Annotated in this window: 18 protein-coding genes; 5 read left to right on the top strand and 13 right to left on the bottom strand. The window is 38.6% G+C overall.

The genetic code is table 11. The features are described from left to right. The first annotated feature begins 156 nt into the window (after positions 1-156). Positions 157-327, top strand: a complete 171-nt coding sequence (locus tag ACVWYN_RS17800; RefSeq protein WP_457290241.1) for a helix-turn-helix domain-containing protein — start codon at positions 157-159, stop codon at positions 325-327. 347 nt (positions 328-674) lie between these two features. Then, entirely contained in the window at positions 675-2,366 is a 1,692-nt protein-coding gene (locus ACVWYN_RS17795; RefSeq protein ID WP_457290240.1) for a hypothetical protein, read from the top strand. A 76-nt stretch (positions 2,367-2,442) separates the two neighbouring features. On the opposite strand, the gene ACVWYN_RS17790 is transcribed toward ACVWYN_RS17795, so the two are convergent. The 10 genes from ACVWYN_RS17790 to ACVWYN_RS17745 form a co-directional block, all read right to left on the bottom strand. Further along, positions 2,443-3,993 (bottom strand): glycoside hydrolase family 76 protein, encoded by a 1,551-nt coding sequence (locus ACVWYN_RS17790; RefSeq protein ID WP_457290239.1) that lies wholly within the window; start codon positions 3,991-3,993, stop codon positions 2,443-2,445. 42 nt (positions 3,994-4,035) lie between these two features. Beyond that, positions 4,036-5,622, bottom strand: a complete 1,587-nt coding sequence (locus ACVWYN_RS17785; RefSeq protein ID WP_457290238.1) for a LamG-like jellyroll fold domain-containing protein — start codon at positions 5,620-5,622, stop codon at positions 4,036-4,038. Positions 5,623-5,866: 244 nt separating this feature from the next. Continuing rightward, a complete protein-coding gene (locus tag ACVWYN_RS17780; protein ID WP_457290237.1) occupies positions 5,867-6,631 on the bottom strand; it encodes a tetratricopeptide repeat protein in 765 nt (254 codons plus the stop codon). After that, complete coding sequence (locus ACVWYN_RS17775) at positions 6,618-8,417, bottom strand: BatD family protein (protein ID WP_457290236.1); 1,800 nt, start codon at positions 8,415-8,417, stop codon at positions 6,618-6,620. Before ACVWYN_RS17775 ends, ACVWYN_RS17780 begins: the two co-directional genes overlap by 14 nt. Positions 8,418-8,435: 18 nt before the next feature. After that, entirely contained in the window at positions 8,436-9,167 is a 732-nt protein-coding gene (locus tag ACVWYN_RS17770) for a tetratricopeptide repeat protein (RefSeq protein ID WP_457290235.1), read from the bottom strand. After that, positions 9,164-10,207 carry a vWA domain-containing protein gene (locus ACVWYN_RS17765; RefSeq protein WP_457290234.1) on the bottom strand — a complete coding sequence of 348 codons (1,044 nt, stop codon included), beginning with the start codon at positions 10,205-10,207 and terminating at the stop codon, positions 9,164-9,166. The genes ACVWYN_RS17770 and ACVWYN_RS17765 overlap by 4 nt, the downstream gene beginning before the upstream one ends. A 1-nt stretch (position 10,208) precedes the next feature. Further along, entirely contained in the window at positions 10,209-11,210 is a 1,002-nt protein-coding gene (locus tag ACVWYN_RS17760) for a vWA domain-containing protein (RefSeq protein WP_457290233.1), read from the bottom strand. After that, complete coding sequence (locus ACVWYN_RS17755; RefSeq protein WP_457290232.1) at positions 11,197-12,147, bottom strand: BatD family protein; 951 nt, start codon at positions 12,145-12,147, stop codon at positions 11,197-11,199. The genes ACVWYN_RS17760 and ACVWYN_RS17755 overlap by 14 nt, the downstream gene beginning before the upstream one ends. Before the next feature lie 16 nt (positions 12,148-12,163). After that, positions 12,164-13,039, bottom strand: a complete 876-nt coding sequence (locus ACVWYN_RS17750; RefSeq protein ID WP_457290231.1) for a DUF58 domain-containing protein — start codon at positions 13,037-13,039, stop codon at positions 12,164-12,166. 3 nt (positions 13,040-13,042) lie between these two features. Beyond that, the gene (locus ACVWYN_RS17745; protein ID WP_457290230.1) at positions 13,043-14,071 is read right to left on the bottom strand and encodes an AAA family ATPase; all 1,029 of its coding nucleotides are present in this window, start codon (positions 14,069-14,071) and stop codon (positions 13,043-13,045) included. A 160-nt stretch (positions 14,072-14,231) separates the two neighbouring features. On the opposite strand from ACVWYN_RS17745, the gene ACVWYN_RS17740 reads away from it, so the two are divergent. Together ACVWYN_RS17740 and ACVWYN_RS17735 are read left to right on the top strand one after the other, a co-directional pair. Further along, positions 14,232-14,627 (top strand): hypothetical protein, encoded by a 396-nt coding sequence (locus ACVWYN_RS17740; RefSeq protein WP_457290229.1) that lies wholly within the window; start codon positions 14,232-14,234, stop codon positions 14,625-14,627. Between the two features lie 114 nt (positions 14,628-14,741). Beyond that, complete coding sequence (locus tag ACVWYN_RS17735) at positions 14,742-15,038, top strand: Dabb family protein (protein ID WP_457290228.1); 297 nt, start codon at positions 14,742-14,744, stop codon at positions 15,036-15,038. 5 nt (positions 15,039-15,043) lie between these two features. Here the strand turns inward: ACVWYN_RS17735 and ACVWYN_RS17730 are convergent, their stop codons facing one another. Together ACVWYN_RS17730 and ACVWYN_RS17725 are read right to left on the bottom strand one after the other, a co-directional pair. Further along, a complete protein-coding gene (locus ACVWYN_RS17730; RefSeq protein ID WP_457290227.1) occupies positions 15,044-16,756 on the bottom strand; it encodes a glycosyltransferase family 39 protein in 1,713 nt (570 codons plus the stop codon). Beyond that, entirely contained in the window at positions 16,757-17,167 is a 411-nt protein-coding gene (locus tag ACVWYN_RS17725; protein ID WP_457290226.1) for a GtrA family protein, read from the bottom strand. 318 nt (positions 17,168-17,485) lie between these two features. Between ACVWYN_RS17725 and ACVWYN_RS17720 the strand changes: the two genes are divergently transcribed. Continuing rightward, positions 17,486-18,568, top strand: coding sequence for a sensor histidine kinase (locus ACVWYN_RS17720; RefSeq protein ID WP_457290225.1), 1,083 nt, complete (start codon positions 17,486-17,488; stop codon positions 18,566-18,568). Here ACVWYN_RS17720 and ACVWYN_RS17715 read toward each other — a convergent pair. Beyond that, entirely contained in the window at positions 18,565-20,004 is a 1,440-nt protein-coding gene (locus ACVWYN_RS17715) for an ATP-dependent DNA helicase (RefSeq protein WP_457290224.1), read from the bottom strand. The two genes, ACVWYN_RS17720 and ACVWYN_RS17715, sit on opposite strands and share 4 nt — an antisense overlap. Positions 20,005-20,029 lie beyond the last annotated feature (25 nt).

Below are 20,029 nucleotides of genomic sequence, written 5' to 3'. Positions count from 1 at the left end.
ATAAAATTCTACTGAATATTACCAATTTATCTACTATTTCTTTATCGATATTTACCGTTTTGTTCCGATTTTATTAATCGAACTCAGGTTATTAGTGAAACATTCAAACTGTTTTTTCTACGTATTAAGGCAGAAGAGCTGATCTGCAGGCTATTAATGGAATTAGAGAAGCGAGATGAAAAGCGACTATCAGTTTCAGATGTCGGCTACCGGCTCGGCTTTACCAATCTTAGTCATTTCACAAAAGTATTTGAAAATCATATAGGGATGAAGCCTAAACAGTATAGTGTTAAAAAATATTTAGCCAATGTGACCCAGCCTGATTAATAATTTCCTAGTGGCTTCAAAAGCTTTTTGGTAGCTTTCTACTTTCACCCCCTGTCCACCATGACCCTCTGCCTTCGGCCTGGCTAGTACCTGGCTTCGGCACGGCTTCGTACGTCGGTTATCCATTCTGTATCCGTCGGCTATCGGTTCTGCATCATTGGTATATCCAAAAGGCGAATAAATAATCTTTGATGTGCCTGTAACGAATACAAAATATACGAAGCCAGGCACCACATACACAAAATTCAGCCGATAAAGCCATCTAATAATCACTAGGATAATGGTATATTTGGGCAACAACGACACCAATTTAGTGACCAGGTATCTCCAATAGACATTATATTGCAATGAATTTGACAATTAAAAATTATAAATCAGTTCTCTCTCCAGAATTAATAAAACAATCACAAAAATGCGCAGTAAGGGAATGCGATGAGATTAGTCCTGGTCATTTCGAATCCTATATAGATGTGCTCAATAAAAGCTTCGATGTGAATATTACCTTGGAGAAATCTGCAGTAATTTTCCATAAATGCGACTGTGAAGACCCCAGCCCTTTCTGCCAGCATAAAACAGCACTGTTCTTATTTATAGTGAAAGGCGACAAAAAACAACCTGCAAAAATCACTAAGGCAAAGAAAATAGATCCATTGCAGGAAGCAATTGAATTAGCAGATCCACGATTGCTAACTGAATGGGTATTAAAAATTGCAAAAAAGCATAAAGACATTGGCATCTCCTTCATGAATGAATTTGCCAATAAGTCTTCAGATTATACCCCACAAGAAATCATTGATCAAACTCAAAATTGCTTGAAGGCTGTCATCAACAAAAAGACTAAAGCAGATGCTCTGGAGGTTAAAAAAATTATTGAACTTTGGTCAGATCTTCACCGGAGCATATTAGAAAATTATCGTGCCCAGCCAACTAATGAAGCTTATTTCTTACAGTTTAATGCAATAATAGATGTTTGTAGCTTTTATGAGGATCGCCTTAGTACCACCAGCAAAAGAATTAGTAGCTACATTAAACAGATCATCGAAGAGGTTAGCGCAGTAGTCACAAACATCCGAGAAAACGATTCCTGGAAAAAGAGCTTAACCTATTTTACCAAAGCGTTATTTTTAAATGATTACGGATTCCGCCGACCATATCTGGAGCTTATTGCAACACTTTTTACTTCCAGCGACAAAGAAAGAAAAAGTATAATAGTGGAATTAATGGTACTGATTTACGAGGAAAAAGTATCTGCATCGCAACACGATAGGGATCACTTTCTGCAGCATGTGTTTAGATTAGTGATCCTGAACGATCAGTTTAAAACTTACAAGCACTTATTTCCACCTATAAGGCATGCGTTAAGTTATAATCTTAAGCTCATTGATACATTGATAGAAGAGGAAGATTTTAAATCTGCTGAAGCTTATTGTCTGCTACAAATAAAGGAAAATACGAATAATGACTACGATTTCGAATACTACGAAAGACTTATAGAAATATATAAGATGAGTGGAGATGAAATGAAGCTTTCTGCAGTTCTTAAGCGTCAATTACTCAAAAACCCAGATTTCCTGGATTATCAATTTGTTTCTCTCCATCGTTCTTCTGATAACGATTTTAACCATTGGAAAAATAGAGTTTTAGCAAATGCAAGACAAATGGCCCATTATGATAGCCATGCGGCAGAATTTTCTTTAGCGCTAGTGGAAAGTGAAGGTAATTACCAAAGGATGATTGATTATATCGACGAAAAGATTGACTATGAGGTTATCTTGCAATATGCTCCGGGTTTAATTCTAAATGCACCTCAAAGTTTCTTAAACAAACTGATAAACAGAATAGATTATCAAGGAGATAGGGATTGGAATGAGTATGAACCTGAAACGTTAGATGAATGCCTTGAAAACCTATATTCGCTATTGGCAAAGAATTATTCCGTAGAAGCGTTGGTCCTGAGCGTTAAAAAAGGAAAGAATACTTTTAGAATTTGGTCAAATCTCCTTGTAAAATATCTAGATAAAAAACTACCCGCACTCTAATTCGCGAGTTTATCAAACAAAAAAAAGAGGCTGCATCTTTAACCACGATACAGCCTCTTTTCTTTTTAAGAAATTATTAGAATCCTTCCTGCTCCAACAGAGCCAATCTGGAAATCATTTCCAAACACGCTCCCTGATGGAGTATATCAAAATTTGCTTGTGTAGTGCCTCCTCTAAAGTCCTCATTAATTAAACCTGTAGATTTATTTCGCGCACTGGAAAGCCATGCATTTAACATCGTCTTCTGATAAGCTTTTACATAGGTTTTATTTCCATCAATCTTATACAGTTCAATAAATCCCCTAAACATAATTGCCTGAAACCAAACATGTCCTGGTTCTAGAATCCTAAATGATTCTCCAATGGTATAAGAATTGAATGGGATAAACCATTTCTTGTAGGCCGACTTAGCGATATTCTGAGCATCAGTCAGGTATTGACTGTCACCGGTTATCTTATAAAGCAATGCAGCAGCCTGCATTGGCTGACCAGAATTGTAAGGGTATTTTTCCTTAGCAATTATCAGCGCTGAATTTGGATCGTTACTATTAGAAAGCACTACGTTATCCCAATACAGGTAATCTGATGGGTCCTGAAGGGTCTTCTTGGTCCATGCGTAAAGATCTTTTGCGCTCTTTAAATATGTAGGATCATTAGTCGCAAGATATAACTTAGCTGCAAGAACCGTTGCAGGTGCAGATGAAGCCGTATTTTTGGAGTTCCCATATTCTTTCCAATATACCCCTCCGCCCATCTTATCATCTGTACCTGTTAAAATGAAATTCCAAACCATCTTAGACCTGGTTAAATAGCTTTGTTTTTTAGTTAGCGTAAATAAATCAATCATATCAAGCCCTACCCATATATTATCATCGTAATATCGCTCATCACCCTGACCAGGGTAAACTGCGTAAGCCTCTGCTTTATTGTTCGCAGTATTTCTAAATTGGTCTATTCCAGTAAGTAACCTGTCATCGTATAAGTTAGCAACCTTATTTTTATAGGCAGGAAAAGCTTCTGATGCTTCTTTCAAAGCCACGTATCCAGAAAATGCACCTCCATGTCCCCATATTACTGCAGCACCATCCCAAAACCCTGTTTTGAATGGATAGTTGGAAGTCCAGATATCCCTGGCTTTGCCATCAAGGTACAACTTTACCAATGACGACATTAACGTATCTGCTCGCTTGAGAAAAACAGGTGTTAAGTCCGGTATGCTAACTGAATATGGAGTTGCTTGAACCGAGGTTGCTGCCGACACTGCGCCTGCCCTATTGATCGCCACAACACTGATCACATATTTGGTGATTGTAGGCACCATAATCGATACTTTCTGGCTACTTCCTTTTGTTGCGTTAACAACAATTGGATTTGGTGTAGATTTTACTCCCGCATCTGTTGGTGAATAGGTAATGGACACTTTCATTAAAGCCTCATCATCCGGATTGGTCCAACTCAGCTCCAATTCATTCTCATCGGTTGTCGGCATTGCAACCAATTTGGTAACAGGTGCAATGGATTTGCTAATGGAATCTTCCGGCAAGGCTACTATCTCCGTCTTCTTACAGGATATAACAATTAAGAAGCAGATCAGGCAAAGTATATGTATTTTAGATATTATCTTCATTTCAAAATATATTAGGTATAGAAAATTAAGGATATAATGCTTTTAATTAGGACAGCCTTTGCTCACAAAAACAGTTTTAGGTGCTTTAACCTGTGTATAATCACCTCCAAGCTTTGCATTAGCAAGAATCAGATTGGTCTCATATTTACCACCATTACTATCTTGAATATAGCCTGTTTCAGCCCCTGCAGTGAAATTCCACCTACTCAGCAATCCAGCATTTGTTCCCGGAGCTAAGACGCACATATTGTCCTTAATTTGCTGGGCAGTACGTGCAACTGTCCAAACTCGGGCTTCAGATACAGTGCCCTTCATTGCTCTAAAATCCTGGCCAAAAGCACGACCAATCTCAAACCTATTTCCATCACTACTTGAAGCTAAATTAATAGAGGAATGTGTTTCATCCTGGCGGGCGACTACCAGAACATCTTGAACTCCGTTAATGTATAATTTGTATTTCTCAGTAACATTCTGTTGATCACAGTCCACAACCAAAGCAATGTTCATCCATTCATTTAAATTAAAACTCCTGGTACTTTCAAGAGTAATCTTATCTCCTAAACCAACTATCTGCAAGGGATGGGTTGGACGGTAGTCATCATTTTTGCCTCTTATCAACAACTGACCTTCTAATCCCATAAAAGTCTGAAGACCACGGTAGCCGTCAATTTTACAGGTCATTTCAAAGGTTACTTGCTTAAGTGTTTTTATAAATCCGTCAACAATTGCAATATCATTGAAGTTGGCATAGCCGAAATACTGGTCGCTTAAATTCATTGCGAAAGCTGGTCCGTCAACCTTAACATTAACAGCTGCTTTTTGTCCTTTTTTATCTTCAATAACAACAACAGTTGTTCCATTAATTTTTCCTTTTATGCTAATCACATCTCCCTTAACTAGCGCTTTAGCAACCAGGGGGTTTGCAACCGAAACCTTATAATCACCATTACCTTTAGTTACTGTAATGTCTTCAGTTCCTTGCACAGCGGTTAAAGTGATATCGCTTTTTGAAAGTAACAGCGTAGAAGGTGCAGTAATAGTAAGGGTAAGCAGGGCTTGTTTACCAAGTGCATCTGTCACTTTGATCTTTGCAATGCCTGCAGCAATGGCCTTTATTGTAAACTTGGCATGAGATTCCAGCTTTGTATTATTGATCTCAACAAATTGACTTGAGTTTTCAAGTAGCTCAGTCTTATAACCAGCGTTTCCTGTATTTATATTAATAGTAAGTTCGCCCTTACCTGGAACACCTATTTCCATTGCGGCCTCAGTAGTACTTAAGGTCATCTCAAAAAGTTTGGCAATAACTACATCAATACTTTGCCGCTTAAACATCTTATCTGTCACAACAATTACAGCATTCGCGCGCTCTTGCTTTGTAGTGGCGGTAATCGTAATCACATTGTCAGCGATTCTAGCGGTTGCCACATCATTATTGGATGAAACTGCAGTATAGTCACCATTTCCAGTAGAAATATTAACACTTATACTACCATTAGGTGTCAGGGAAACGGCAGACTTGTCCAGCGTCATCTCGACGACATTGAATGAGGCTTCCTTCTTGGCACAGCTTTGTAAAAGCTGCGAAAGCCCAAACATTAAAACTAAAAAGTAACTTTTTTTGAACATAATAGAGGGAATATTTGGTTAGAAAAATAATGAAAGTAAGAAATAATAGGCACAGTAATGCTAATTATCTAAAAGCACTGCAATAGGTATTAATAGAGAAACTGTAAAATGATTTTGTAAAGGATGTCGAAAATTTAGCGACATGCGGGGAGAGATCGTTCATTGATTTTATACTTGGTTGCTGCTAAATTATAAAAGATTTAAGAATAAGCAAACATAATTTATGGAATGGGACTTAAAATTACTAGATCAATTGCAATGCTCCTGCTTCAACCCAGCCTATATTTCCATTTGGCAACTCTATTTTAAACCAATTATCCTTAAGTTCAATAATTCTAACTTTCGTACCCTCATGAATTATAGTAAGGGTTTTCTGCTTTATGTCTGCTACACTTTTCACATTCACTATCCCATTGAAGATTATAGCTTCTTTGTGCGTCTGTAGATAGCTATCTTCTGAACTGGCAAAACCTATAAAGCAAATACCCAGAAATATCAACAAAAGACCGCTGAAAAATGAAATACGCTTCAATTGATATTCTTGTAAAAACAAATATATTATGACACCAGAGAATCCCGTAAGCAAAGAAAGTACTCCAAAAATCGACCAATTTTGAACAGTTACCAAAGAGAGAAAGGACTTCCACCACCTCATAAAGAACAGCTCTGGCACAACTTCTAATTTGTCTGCAATCTTGGAGTTAGCAAAAGCAAGATTAGCATTAATATCTTTATCATTAGGAGATATGCGATGTGCCCTTTCATAATTTAAAACTGCCGGTGCAAGGCTATTAAGCCTAAAATGTGCATTGCCCAGGTTATAATATACCGCTGCAGTTTTGGCACCAGCATTTAAAACTTGATTGTAGGTATTAACAGCAGCTTCATATTTCTTTTGCGCGTACGCCCTATTTGCTTTTGCAAAAAGGGAATCCGTAGTTCCGCCCGCAATGGTCCAAAACGGTAAAGTGAGCAGTGCAAATAGTAGGGTTAGCTTACGTCTGTGCATTTTCGATGTCTTTAATAATTCGTTTTGCTTTCTCCAGTACCTCTGGTTGAGAAACTCCCGCCATTGGAGCATAGCGCGCCATTTCACATAGGTCTATCGTTTCTTCAACCTCTTTAATAATTGCAGAATCGATTGATTTATTCAACAATGCTTCAACTATAATTTCCTTGCTTAGATCAGCTGCAGAAATATTTAATTTATCGGCAAGATAACCATACAGCCCCTTATAAACAGCCTCATAAAATATTTTTTTGTCCCCAGCATCCAATTGCTTCTGAGCATTGGCCATGTGCCTGGCTGCAATTCTACTTGCCTTACGACCTTTAACCGCTACAGCATCTTTATTATAGGTTCTATACCATGTTCGGTAAGCAAGTGCTAGTAAAAACAATAAAGGTCCTGCAATTATTAAAAAGAAAAATGCCAGTGATCCATAAAACCCATCAGATGGAACTTTTAATTCAGAAGAAGCGGTTTTAATGTCCCTAATATCTTTTTCAAGCTCAGGAATATCCTGCTGACCGCCATTCGCAAATGCAGTAACATTATTAGCTGGATCACCTTTTGCAACAATTAGATCATGCGGCTCCATATTTAGCTCCACATATTTCCTGGAAACAGGATTAAAATAAGAGAACTTGAATGGGGCTAACTTGTACTTCCCACTATGTCTTGGAATTAGTAAATAGGTGTATGATCTGCTTCCAGATACTCCATCCAAACTTTCTGTAAGTTTATCATCAATCTTAGCATCGTATTTTTCGATATCTGCAGCAACGGTGAGTTCCGGTGTTTTAAGTAACTTGAAGTTTCCAGTTCCCGAAATTATAAGATTGTAATTTATGGCTTCGTTAGCACGCACTGAAGATTTATCTATGCTGGAGCTGATTGAAAAATCACCTACCGCACTCTGATAATCAGCAGGCCTACCCGCTTCAGGTAATGGCTTTACGTTGATAGTTACAGATGCACTTTTAACCTGATACTTTACATCTTTAGTTGCACCACCAAAAAACTGTTCCATCGGGTCGTTTGAAGGTACACTTTGCCTTACTATAAATGTCATGGCCAAAGGGTCTAGTGCCAATTTCCCAAAGCGTTCAGGAAATAAAATAACTTTTTTCAGAACAGCTACATTATACCTTGCTCCCTTGTAAATCTCTGTAGCCCACTCCACATTTTGCGTGTTTACTTTTATCTCCTGACTCCAGAAACCATTAAAATCAGGCATTTTGTCCAACGCATTATCAACAATATCGATACTTGTATATAACTTATAAGTTACCGCCAGTTGCTCACCTTGGTATACATTTGTCTTATCTGTTACAGCACGAATGAATATCAATTTGGAAATATCTGTTGAATTTCCTGAAGCTGTAGCACCGCCGCCAGAAGTAGAATTCCCTCTTGTGGCTGCGCTTGCTTTCACTACCCTTATCCGGATTGGGTTAGACCTATATAGCTTACCATCTACCAAAACAGTAGCAGAACCAATAGTATATTCTCCTTCCTGAGCAGCTACTAGATCGTAGCTTAAAGCCATGCTTGTAGAACTGTTTCCATTGATGGAAGTCATGCTGGAAGATTGGTTCGGCCCACCGGCAACTTGCATTCCGCTAAAACTTGGCGGAGTAAAGCGCTGCATAGACCCGTTAACTGTAAAACTAACCTCAAATAGCTCGCCTACTTCAACCTCTGTTTTATTTACTGATGCCGTAAACTGAATATCTGCTGCCAGTAGCGTTCTGGAGCAAAATAGTAACATCAGCAATAGTATATTTCTCATTTTCATTATTAATCAAACCTACCAATCTTTTACAATACGTCCCTTAACGCCTTTGGCTTTTTTATTTTTTAGCTTGTCCTGGGTCTTCTTCTCTTCCTGGTTCAGTGCATCCAACATTCGTTCTGCATCGTCTTTAGAAAGTTTATCAGGCTGTGGTTGTTCCCCTTTGTTTTGATCTTTATTATCCTTGTCCTTCTTATCTTTATCCTGATCCTTCTTCTCTTTATTAGGATCCTGCTTATCCTTACTCGGGTCCTTCTTGTCGTTCTTTTTATCCTTATTCTTATCTTTTTTATCCTTATTATCCTTGTCCTTCTGCTGTTGCTTTTTCAACATCTCCTGGGCATAAGCAAGGTTATACCGGGTTTCATCATCCTTTGGATTGCTAATTAAAGATTTCTTATAGGCATTGATGCTTTCCTCCAATTTCTTAGATTCCAGCAAAGTATTTCCAAGATTATGATAGGCTTTTGCTTTTACCGATTTGTTATTGGAAGAGGTAGCTAACTCTGTAAATTTTTGTGCTGCAACATCAAACTTCTTTTGTTTATAAAGGGCATCACCAAGATTAAAATTTCCTTGTACAGACTGCTGAGATTTGTTAACCGAATTGCGATAACTCGCTTCCGCCTCTGCGTATTTCTTCTGCAAGTATAATTGATTCCCTTTGTGGATATCCCGCTTCTCCTTCTGTGCAAACAGTAAAGTACCCGGTAATACCATTAAAATAACTATTACTATCCTCCTCATATATCCCTTACTTCAAATAAATTTAACGCACTTAACTTCATATTCTTCCTGTTGGAAATAAAGAACTCCACCAATAGCAGTACCAGAGCAATAACTAAAAAGAACTGGAATCTATCTTCATAATTCTTAAAAACTTTACTGTCATAGGTCTTTTTTTGCATTTTATTTACCTGATCCAGCACGATACCTAGTCCGCTATTCGCATTTGATGCACGCACGTACACCCCTTCTCCCGCAGCAGCTATTTCCTTACACATGTCTTCATTCAGTTTACTAACAACCGTTTGTCCACTTTCATCTTTACGGAAACCCACCGGATTGCCATTTCTATAAATAGGCATAGGTGCTCCTTCCGGTGACCCAAGACCAATCACATGAATGGTTACATCTTTAGAGTTTGCTTCCTTTGCCGCTGCTACAGCATCATCTTCATGGTTCTCGCCATCAGTCATGATCACCATTGCTTTGGTAGTTCCATTAACCAGGCTGAACGACTTCATGCCCATCTCAATTGCAGCCCCTATTGCAGTTCCCTGTGTAGGTACAATCTCGGTGTTTATATTGTTCAGAAACAGCTTGGCTGCCGAGTAATCTGTTGTTATAGGCAGCTGCACATAAGCCTCTCCTGCAAATATGATAATACCTACCCTATCGTTGTGCAGGTTATCAATCATTTGAGATATTGCCCTTTTGGCATTTTCCAATCTATTGGGAGCCAAATCACCTGCCAACATACTGTTAGATACATCCAAAAGGATCATCAGGTCTGAGCCGTTTTTTTTACCTTCCTCTACTTTAGTGCCTATCTGTGGATTGGCCACGGCAAATATCATCGCTGCGAAGGCGATAATATACAAAATGAATTTTATACCCGGCCTGCTAAAAGACACCTCAGGAATAACCATTCTTACCGTCTTCTGATCTCCCAATGCTTTTAATGCTTTTCTTTTCCACCTTCTGATTATCAAAAAAACAATAATCATTAACGGAATTAAAGCCAATGCCCAGAGTAATTGTATGTTTTCAAAACGCAACATCATATTAAGTTAAGGCTCCTTTAAATAGTGTATTTCTCAACGCAAATTCCAATAGCAGCAATCCAAGCGCTATTAATGCCAATGGTAAAAAGCGTTCTGTTTTCTTATGGTATTGTGTTACCGCAATCTTCGCTTTTTCAAGCTTATCAATTTGCTGATAAATGTCTTTAAGCTTCTCGTTGTTGGTTGCTCTAAAGTATTTACCCCCTGTTATTTTTGCGATGTTGGCTAGCGTTGGCTCGTCAATGGTTACCGGTACCTGCTGATACTGAATTCCCTGAGGGGTCTTTACCGGATATGGCGCGTAACCCTTTGTTCCAACACCTACGGTATAGACGCGTACATTCATTTTTTTGGCGATCTCCGCAGCTGTTATTGGTGGTATGGAACCGGTAGTATTTGATCCGTCAGTAAGCAGAATCACTACTTTGCTTTTAGCCTCACTTTCCTTTAACCTGTTTACTGCTGTGGCAAGTCCCATTCCAATCGCTGTACCATCATCTATCATTCCATTGTTCACATCTTTGAACAGGTTAATGAGCACATCGTGATCAATGGTTAAAGGACACTGCGTAAAGCTTTCACCACTAAAAACCACTAAACCTATCCTGTCATCGGGACGATCTTTAATGAAATCCATAGCAATATTCTTCCCGGCTTCCAGCCTGTTGGGCTTCAAATCTTCAGAAAGCATACTTCCGGAAATATCTGTAGCAATTACAATATCTATTCCTTCTGTTGTGGTGTTCTCCCAGCTTAATGCCGATTGTGGTCGGGCCAATGCTGTAATAATAAAGATCAAAGCCAGCGACCGCAAAACGATGCCGTAATGCCGCAATATCGCATAACTCGATTTCACCCTGATGAAACCAGCAATGGTCGACATTCTCATCGTTCCCTGCAGCACCCTGTTTTTCCAGATATACCAGCCAATCGTAATCGGCAGTAACAATAACAACCAAAAAAAGCCAGGGTTAGCAAATTCTATTCCTTCAATTAAGTTCATCGTCCTGTTGTATTTTATTTTCAGGTGGATTTACAATTCTAGATGCACTAACAAATGCCAGGGCGTTCTCTATACTTTGCTCATTATCTTCTGCTTGTGGTTTTTGCTTGGCAAACTTTACCAAATCACTCAGCAATAGTATTTCCCTAAGTATTTCCTTATTCTGAGGTGTTATATCCCGATCTTTTATACTCCCAAATATTTCTTCAGATGTTTGTTCCATAGCAGGTATATTAAAGCGCTGCTCCAAGTATTCTCTCAGAATATCTGTAAGCTCACTATGGTATTGCTTTACTTCTTCCTGCTGCCATAATTTCTTATCCCTAAGTGCATGCAACTTATTTATTGCAGTCAGATCTGCCGGTATTGCCGGTTTAACTTCCACAATTACTGGTTTTACTTTTTTATGCTTTCTATAATACAGCCAGATGCCTATTAGAACAATTGGCAACAGTGTTTCAGCTAAAAGCAATCCCCAATTGTCCTTTAGCCAATCCATAAATCCGTATTTAACGGTCATGGGTTGCTTAATATCAAATACACCCTTTGTGGTATCCACTTTTACTTCCTGCACCTGCAATGGTATTGGATCAGTTAACAGCTGTCCATCCGGACCAATAAATTTAAACGCAGGTATGGTTTGTACTCCTGCATCAAATGCAGTAATGGTGTAGGCCCTGCTAATTACCCAGCGGCCTGATGCATCTTTTACAGTATCAAGTTTCCCAATATCCACAATCTGCACTTTAGCAGAAATGGTATCAGAAAGTATCGGAAATTCTATCTTACCATTGGCCGGCAAACTTACGCTTAACCGCAATGTAGTTTGATCACCAAGTAAGATACTTGATTTATCAAGCCTGGCACCAGCAGTTGTGTTTTGCGAATATCCATTTAAACTGAACACACATAGCATTCCGAAAAAACACCAATTCATTAATTGTCTCATAACGCTATCGCTTTGCTCCCCTTTTTTTAAACAATGTCATCAATGGCTTAATGTACGACTGGTGTGTACCAATCTTGGTAAAATCAACTCCTGAACGCTTAAATAAATCATCTAATCTGCCATTACGTTCCAGTGCCGCCTTTTTAAATTGAAAGCGTACTTCCTTATCACCTGTATTTACCCAAGCAAGCTGGCCTGTTTCTTCATCCTTAACAGGAATTAGCCCCAAATCAGGAAATTCCTCCTCATGAAGATCAAATATTCTCAATGCGACTAAATCATGCTTCCTATTGGCAATTTTAAGTTCATTCTCAAAAGAGCTGCTCATAAAATCTGAGATCAGGAAAGAGGTACACCTTTTTTTGATTGCACTGGTAAAATAACGGAGTGCTTCGGCAACATTGGTTCCTTTATGCTGGGGTTTAAAATCAATGAGCTCCCTAATAATCATTAGAATGTGGCTCCTGCCCTTCTTTGGAGGTATAAATTTCTCTACTTGATCACTAAAAAACAGCACACCCACTTTATCGTTATTCTGTATAGCAGAAAATGCGATAACTGCACAGATTTCTGTTGCAAGCTCCTGTTTTTGCTGAGTCTGCGTCCCGAAATTCTTTGAGCCACTTACATCTACCAATAGCATCACGGTCATTTCCCGCTCCTCATCAAATACTTTAACGTAAGGATGATTGAACCTGGCGGTAACGTTCCAGTCTATTGTTCTAATCTCATCGCCAACCTGGTACTCCCGCACTTCACTAAACGCCATACCACGACCTTTAAACGCCGATTGGTATTCGCCCGAAAAGATCTGGTTGCTTAAACCGCGACTCTTGATCTCGATCTTTCTAACCTTTTTTAAGAGATCCTTAGTATCCATAGCTTATGGTACTTCAACCGCGTTCAATATTCCGGTAATAATGTTTTCAGAAGTTATGTTTTCAGCCTCAGCCTCATAGGTAAGTCCAATACGATGTCTTAAAACATCATGACAAATTGCACGTACATCTTCTGGAATCACGTAACCTCTTCTCTTAATAAATGCATAAGCCTTAGCTGCCAAAGCTAGATTAATACTTGCGCGGGGCGAAGCACCAAAGCTGATCAGGTTTTTATAATCTGCCAGTTTGTATTGCTCAGGAAAACGTGTAGCAAATACTATGTCAATAATATACTGCTCAATTTTCTCATCCATATACACCTCTCTCACTACTTTTCTTGCCCTTATAATATCATCCGGATGAAGAATCTTTGTTGGCTTAGGCATACCCTGAGGAGCAATATTTGCCCGCATGATCATTTTCTCGTCCTCCTTTTTTGGATAGCCAATAACCACTTTTAACATAAAACGATCCACCTGTGCCTCTGGTAACGGATAAGTTCCTTCTTGCTCAATCGGGTTTTGTGTAGCCAATACTAAAAATGGTGTTGGTAAAGGAAACGTATTGTCTCCAATAGTCACCTGCCGCTCCTGCATGGCTTCCAACAGGGCACTTTGTACTTTAGCAGGTGCACGGTTAATCTCATCTGCAAGGATAAAATTAGAGAACAATGGGCCCTTCCTAACTATAAATTCTTCCTTTTTCTGGTTATAGATCATGGTTCCCAGTAAATCTGCCGGCAATAGATCTGGTGTAAACTGTATGCGACTGAAGCCAGCATCAATACATTTAGATAACGTATTAATAGCCAGTGTTTTTGCTAGCCCTGGAACTCCCTCCAGCAAGATATGTCCATCAGCAAGTAAACCAATCATTAAGCGCTCTACCATGTAACGCTGCCCAATAATAACCTTGTCCATCTCTATAAAAAGGAGATCAATAAACGCACTCTCCTTTTGTATCATTTCATTCAACGCACGGATATCAGTTCCGTAAGATGAACTCCCTGTATTTGTATTTAAATCTTCCATTTAGACCGAATTTTTTCGCTGCGAAAATTAGACAAACTCTACACTTCCTGCAAGTACTATCTGATATCATTTATGTTAAAAATTGTTAAATGACAGGAGGTAATATTAAACCTTTGAACCCTTTTACGCTCTATTCATTAAAAACGAACAAAAAACGATCATGAGAAAATTAATCTTAACAGCCGCAGTATTTATTGGAATGGGCACTATGGCATTTGCACAAAAAGCAGAAAAGCAACACAAAACTCCAGAAGAAAAAGCACAACATGCAACTGATGTGCTTGACAAGAAGTTATCGCTAACGGCAGATCAGAAATCTAAAGTTTACGCACTTAACCTGGCTGAGATAAAAAAAATTAAGGCAACGCATGTTAAAGGAGAGAAAAAAGATCCGGCTGTAATGAAAGCTGCTTTCGATGAGCGCGATAGCAAAATTAATTCGATCCTTAACGATAAACAACGTGTAACTTATAAAGCGTTTAGAGACAAGAAGCAACAAGAAAAAAAAGCACATAAAGGCAACCATAAAAAAGGCGAAATGCCAAGTAAGGCATAATTAAAAAGAATTAGTGAGGAAGATTGGTTTAGGGGGGCAGGTATTAACTTGTCGCCCTATTTTTTTACGTCTGATAGTAAAACACAATTGCTATATTTGCCCAAAACCCCTATTATGCTTGCACATCACGTTTTATTCTGGCTTAAAGCCGATACTACAGCTCAACAAAAAAATGATTTTAAAGGAGGATTAGAATCTTTACAAGGTATTGAGACTATCAAAACTTTTCATATTGGTACACCAGCGGCTATTGATCGTGCAGTAGTAGATACCACCTATACCTTTTCTTTAACTGTGTTTTTTGAAGATATGGCTGGTCATGACGTATACCAGGTTCACCCATTACACCTTGCTTTCCTTGATCAGTTTAAGGTTTTGTTTGAGAAAGTGGTGATCTACGATGCAGACTAACTGACTTAAGGAACTACAACAATTCCAATGTGGCTGCTATTCCTGCTTCCATAAAATGGCTCCGTGCGTATAGAGAAGATCATTTTATAGTTACCTGGAAGTTTAGGTGCCTTGATTACAAAATCAAGATTAACCGCTTCTTTTGCGGGTATCTTAATTTCTCCGGCAGGCAAAGAAACCGATTCAAGCGCCGCTATAAGTTTGCCTTGCTGTTTATATCCATATTCAATGTAGCATTTGTACTGTTGGCCGGTATTATTTAAGGAAATGGCTTCATCATATGGATTGCTAATCTTCACCTTAACTGTTTTAGTACTACCGGCAACCCATTTTGATTCCATGCTCAGCGGACTTATATCTACTTTTTGGTAGAGTCGTACATGGTCCAGCCAGCGACCATAAAACACACCTTTATCCGTATAGATAGTATCCTGATCATTATGGCCCTCACTGTGCTGAAGAACATAATAAACCTTTTTGTTTCTCAGGCTATCTTCTAAAGACCAGATGTCATATTGATTTTTACGGTAATTGCGAGAATCATAGCCAAAACCCTTGGTCGTGTTGTTATAAAAATTGTATTTAGAGGGCAATTGAAAGGAATCAACGAAAACCACAGGGGCATCTCCTGCTTTTGCATGGATTGCCATGGCCCAATTCTGTGTTCCAAAGTAATCGCCAATTAAATTAATCCTTTCTAAAAATGGAACAGGTATAATTAGCACTAGTCTAACCACTACAATCAGTATAATATTGGCAATAAATAACCTGTCCAGCCATTTGGGCATTGCTTTACCTGCTAAATTCAAGTAAGCCAAAGCAATCATACAAATCATTCCGGGCAATGGCCAGTGCGCTTCTACTCTACCTTTAAAAGTGGTGATAAAGAAGAATATGAAAATACCAAAGAAATTAAAGACCAATGCTCTGGTAAATAGATTATTTGATTTGTATGCTGCTGCAGCGCTATAAAGGTACCAGCCGACTAGCGGACCAGCCAATGCCAGCTGCGCCAATAGATATTGGTAGGTAAACTCAAACTGGTAAGCATCTGCAGAGCGGTCAATAATATGGTAATAAAAAGAAGGATAGTGATTTTGAACCTGCCACCAAACATGTGGTAAAAATGCAATAAAAGCAATTGCAATAACCAGCCAAAAAGAGGGTCTCCTGAACAACCTAAAATTAGAAATAACGGTAAAGAAGACAATCAGGATGGCATGGTACTTACTATAAAATAAGCAGGCTATAATCACAGCTAATATAACTGCCCATTTATAACTATCTAGTTCTGCATATTTTTTATACGCGTAAAAGAAAAGCACAGTAAATAAAAGCAGCGGCGCGTCTGGCGTGGTAATAAATCCATACATGTGGAATACCACCAGAGATGAAGTCAGCAAAATAAATAACCTGATATCCCTTATTTCTTCACTTAGCAATTTCCAAAGCACATATAAGGCTAAAGCCGTGGAAATTACCGTGGTAAAGCGCAAACTTAATGCATTATGCGCAAGGCTATCGCCAATTTTAATAAAGAGTGCCACCATAGGTGGATGGTCAAAGTAACCCCAATCTAAAAACCGGGAATACATCCAGTAATAAGCTTCATCAGCATGAAGATCCATAAAGGTGGCCTGCACCAAGTTCATCAATACCCAAATAGCCAAAAAAATGATCAGTATCCGATCCCTGTTATGCGTCTGTTGTTGCACCATCTATCCTGTAAATGTATACAGATAATTGGCAAAGAAGTTCCACAAAGACACCAGCACTATTGCACAAGCCTTTGCGACGTAGAAATTCCACTTTAACCTGTCATTAAGGATGTAAATTAACCCATTGCTTAATGCCAGTCCAAATAGTGACACTATAAAAAACTTGCCAAACTGAACCGCAGCATTGGGATCATGATTATTGAAAGTCCATAAACGGTTTAATGTATAATTTGTTGCGGTAGCCACCACAAAGCCAAAGGAACTGGAAACATACTTATGGATTTTCAACTTCTCCTTAAAAAAGTAAGTAATACCGAAATCAACAATTAAACCTGAAAAACCGACCAGTCCGAACTTTAAAAACTTAAGAAAGAACGTTTTATTAAACTCAATGGCGGCTAATTGAAGCATAGAATAACTTTTTAGCAAAAATAACACATTAATAACACAACTTCGTTTCCTTTCGCTATTTTTGCTTTTAAAATAACCAAATTGCTTAATCTTTTACGATATAAAACGCCCTCAAAATATATCTCTGATTTCAGGGTGTCCTATAGCTATGCTAATATTAAGCAGATAAAAATCTTAAGCACAGCATTTTTTATTTTTTCAGCCTCAATTCGAATTTTTGCTCATTTAAATTATCAAGAGATCCTAAAGATTCCAAACATCACAGAATATAATTTAAGTAATATATTCCAGTTAAGTGGTTCTGCGCTATTCATTATTTTGAGTTCCGTATTCTTAAATGGCAAATGGGCGAGGCCGGCTTCCAGAAACTTGCTTACCCTGGCATTTACTATCTTTCTTTTAAGCAGTACATTTTATGTAAGCTACATCTATTCCCTGCACAATGTTAAAAACACGCTAATGGTGTTCTTATTAGGGGTTTTTATAGTGAGTACCTTTTTTGCGCTTGAGCTGAAATACATTTTAATCTTAGTAGGATATGTTATTTTTCTTTTCTTTATAGGAATAATTGTACCTGTGCTTACACCTGCACAGCAGCTTTTTAATTTTATAGCTTCCGTAGTATTGTCGCTCGTATTATTCCTTTCAGCCAGATATAGTTACTTTTATAAATCGCAACACTTTGTGCGAATTAAGCAGCTCAAAGAAAAGAATGAAGAAGTGCAGGAACTCAACCGACAAAAAAGTGAAATACTTGGTTTTGTAGCGCACGACTTACGGAACCCTTTAAACAATATTGAAGCGCTAAGCAGAATCTTGTTGGAAGATAATGAAGGCAATGATAATACAGAGATCAAATTGATCTTAAGCTCTTCAAAGCAGGCCAAGGATATTATTAACGATCTAATTGAGGTGATACAGGTAAAAAAAGTAGCCTTTGAATTGCAGGATATTGATCTGGTAAACTACATTAACAACATCTGCTTAAATTGGCAGACCAATGCCGCAGCAAACAGGAAAATCAATTTTATTACAAACGAATCTGAATTGTTAACTCCATTAAATGCTTCCAAGTTTGGCCGGGTAATGGACAACCTGATTGGTAATGGCCTGAAATTCTCTGATAATAGCACCCCTATTGATATTGAGTTATCTAAAAACAACACGGGGTGCCAAATTAAAGTAAAGGATTACGGAATAGGTATTCCTGAACACCTGAAGAATATGTTGTTCGACCAGTTCTCCAAGGCCGGAAGATCTGGTTTAAATGGCGAAAAGTCGCTCGGACTTGGATTGCATATTTCTAAAGACATTGTGGAGCAGCATGGTGGTACGCTTACCATTGAAACCGAGGAAAACAAAGGCTCTACGTTTATTATTTCCATGCCTTTGGCCAGTTAAAACTCCTCAACTGCAGCAGTTGCAAATAAATTTGCAGCAAAATTTACCAGAAATAATTCCTTCTTAGCACGGGTAACCCCTGTATATAACCAGCGAAGAAAATCAAGATCTATCATCTCATCCGTTAAATAACCCTGGTCTACAAATACCGCATCCCACTGCCCACCTTGGGCTTTGTGACAAGTAACTGCATAAGAAAATTTGATTTGCAAGGCATTATAATATGGATCGTCTTTTATTGCAGCAAATCGCTCCTTCTTATTACCAATGTGCTCATAATCTATATTTAGTTGCTCAAAAAGCTTATTGCTATCTTCAAAAGAGAGACTAGGTGTTTCACCGGTAAGTGTATCCAGCATTACTTTACAGGTAATGTTTCCTGCTTCCGGGAAATCAATAAACTCCAGATTTACCTCGCAAAAACGAAAACCATAACGCTCTTCCGTATTTCTAACCCGCGTAATCTTAGCCATATCGCCATTGGCAATAAACGCAGCCGATTCATTTTCAGGTAACCAAAAGTAGTTGTTCTTTACCACCATGATCTGATCTCCTCCTGTCAGCTCCTCCTCTCTATAAAGCAGCCTTGCCCTAATCTGCTGGTTGTAAACATTTGCAGATTTATTGGATCGGCATACCACCAGCGTATTTTCAATCTCAAATTTACGATAAGCATATTCTAGTCCCTCCACCAACTTTAGTCCGGTCATCCTAAAAATATCCTTATAAGAGGTGGTTAAGAACTTTGGCAATGGCAAATCATCTTCTTCCAGTTGGTGGTTGTTGATAATCTCCCTAAGCATGGTGGCATTGGCCAGTATCCCAGATTCCTTTTCTTGTCGCACTACCTGCGTCAGTTCAACCTCAGTAACCTTCAACCCAAATTTATCCGATATGAGCTTACCATTAAGCGCCGGACTATCCACACTACCTACAGGTGGCAATTGGGCGGTATCTCCTACAAAGATAATCCCACAGTTTTTACCATTATAAGCAAACTCCATCAGATCTTTTAGAAAAGAAGAGCCAGATTTTGTATTCCATTCATCGGCTATCATGGAGGCTTCATCCACTATAAAAAGGGTATACTCTGCCAGGTTTGGTGCCAGAAGGAAGGACATCTCTGTTGATACGGCCGTTTTTTTTCTATAAATCTTTTTATGGATGGTAAGTGCCTTCCTGCCAGTATAATTGCTCATTACTTTAGCTGCTCGTCCTGTTGGAGCCAGTAAAATACTGCTGTAACCAAATTTTGGGAGTGCCTTAACCAACGCGCCAACCGATGTTGTTTTCCCCGTTCCCGCATAACCACGCAAAATGAAGCACTGCTTGTCTAACGGTCGAGAAAGGAACAAGGCCATTTCCTTACAAAAGCTTAATTGCTCTGATGTGGGATTAAATTGATAGGATTGTGCAATTAAAGAGGCTTTGTCCATTTATCAAATATGCGATGCTGTGGTT

This window comes from Pedobacter sp. UYP24, from assembly GCF_054057295.1.
The sequence above is the reverse complement of the archived record's forward strand: the minus strand, read 5'-3'. Positions and strand labels throughout refer to the sequence as shown.

What these genes read in the sequence shown, in the direction of transcription:
- ACVWYN_RS17800 (WP_457290241.1), top strand. Translation starts at nt 157, where the DNA reads ATGGAATTAGAGAAGCGAGATGAAAAGCGACTATCAGTTTCAGATGTC.
- ACVWYN_RS17795 (WP_457290240.1), top strand. Translation starts at nt 675, where the DNA reads ATGAATTTGACAATTAAAAATTATAAATCAGTTCTCTCTCCAGAATTA.
- ACVWYN_RS17790 (WP_457290239.1), bottom strand. Translation starts at nt 3,993, where the DNA reads ATGAAGATAATATCTAAAATACATATACTTTGCCTGATCTGCTTCTTA.
- ACVWYN_RS17785 (WP_457290238.1), bottom strand. Translation starts at nt 5,622, where the DNA reads ATGTTCAAAAAAAGTTACTTTTTAGTTTTAATGTTTGGGCTTTCGCAG.
- ACVWYN_RS17780 (WP_457290237.1), bottom strand. Translation starts at nt 6,631, where the DNA reads ATGCACAGACGTAAGCTAACCCTACTATTTGCACTGCTCACTTTACCG.
- ACVWYN_RS17775 (WP_457290236.1), bottom strand. Translation starts at nt 8,417, where the DNA reads ATGAGAAATATACTATTGCTGATGTTACTATTTTGCTCCAGAACGCTA.
- ACVWYN_RS17770 (WP_457290235.1), bottom strand. Translation starts at nt 9,167, where the DNA reads ATGAGGAGGATAGTAATAGTTATTTTAATGGTATTACCGGGTACTTTA.
- ACVWYN_RS17765 (WP_457290234.1), bottom strand. Translation starts at nt 10,207, where the DNA reads ATGATGTTGCGTTTTGAAAACATACAATTACTCTGGGCATTGGCTTTA.
- ACVWYN_RS17760 (WP_457290233.1), bottom strand. Translation starts at nt 11,210, where the DNA reads ATGAACTTAATTGAAGGAATAGAATTTGCTAACCCTGGCTTTTTTTGG.
- ACVWYN_RS17755 (WP_457290232.1), bottom strand. Translation starts at nt 12,147, where the DNA reads ATGAATTGGTGTTTTTTCGGAATGCTATGTGTGTTCAGTTTAAATGGA.
- ACVWYN_RS17750 (WP_457290231.1), bottom strand. Translation starts at nt 13,039, where the DNA reads ATGGATACTAAGGATCTCTTAAAAAAGGTTAGAAAGATCGAGATCAAG.
- ACVWYN_RS17745 (WP_457290230.1), bottom strand. Translation starts at nt 14,071, where the DNA reads ATGGAAGATTTAAATACAAATACAGGGAGTTCATCTTACGGAACTGAT.
- ACVWYN_RS17740 (WP_457290229.1), top strand. Translation starts at nt 14,232, where the DNA reads ATGAGAAAATTAATCTTAACAGCCGCAGTATTTATTGGAATGGGCACT.
- ACVWYN_RS17735 (WP_457290228.1), top strand. Translation starts at nt 14,742, where the DNA reads ATGCTTGCACATCACGTTTTATTCTGGCTTAAAGCCGATACTACAGCT.
- ACVWYN_RS17730 (WP_457290227.1), bottom strand. Translation starts at nt 16,756, where the DNA reads ATGGTGCAACAACAGACGCATAACAGGGATCGGATACTGATCATTTTT.
- ACVWYN_RS17725 (WP_457290226.1), bottom strand. Translation starts at nt 17,167, where the DNA reads ATGCTTCAATTAGCCGCCATTGAGTTTAATAAAACGTTCTTTCTTAAG.
- ACVWYN_RS17715 (WP_457290224.1), bottom strand. Translation starts at nt 20,004, where the DNA reads ATGGACAAAGCCTCTTTAATTGCACAATCCTATCAATTTAATCCCACA.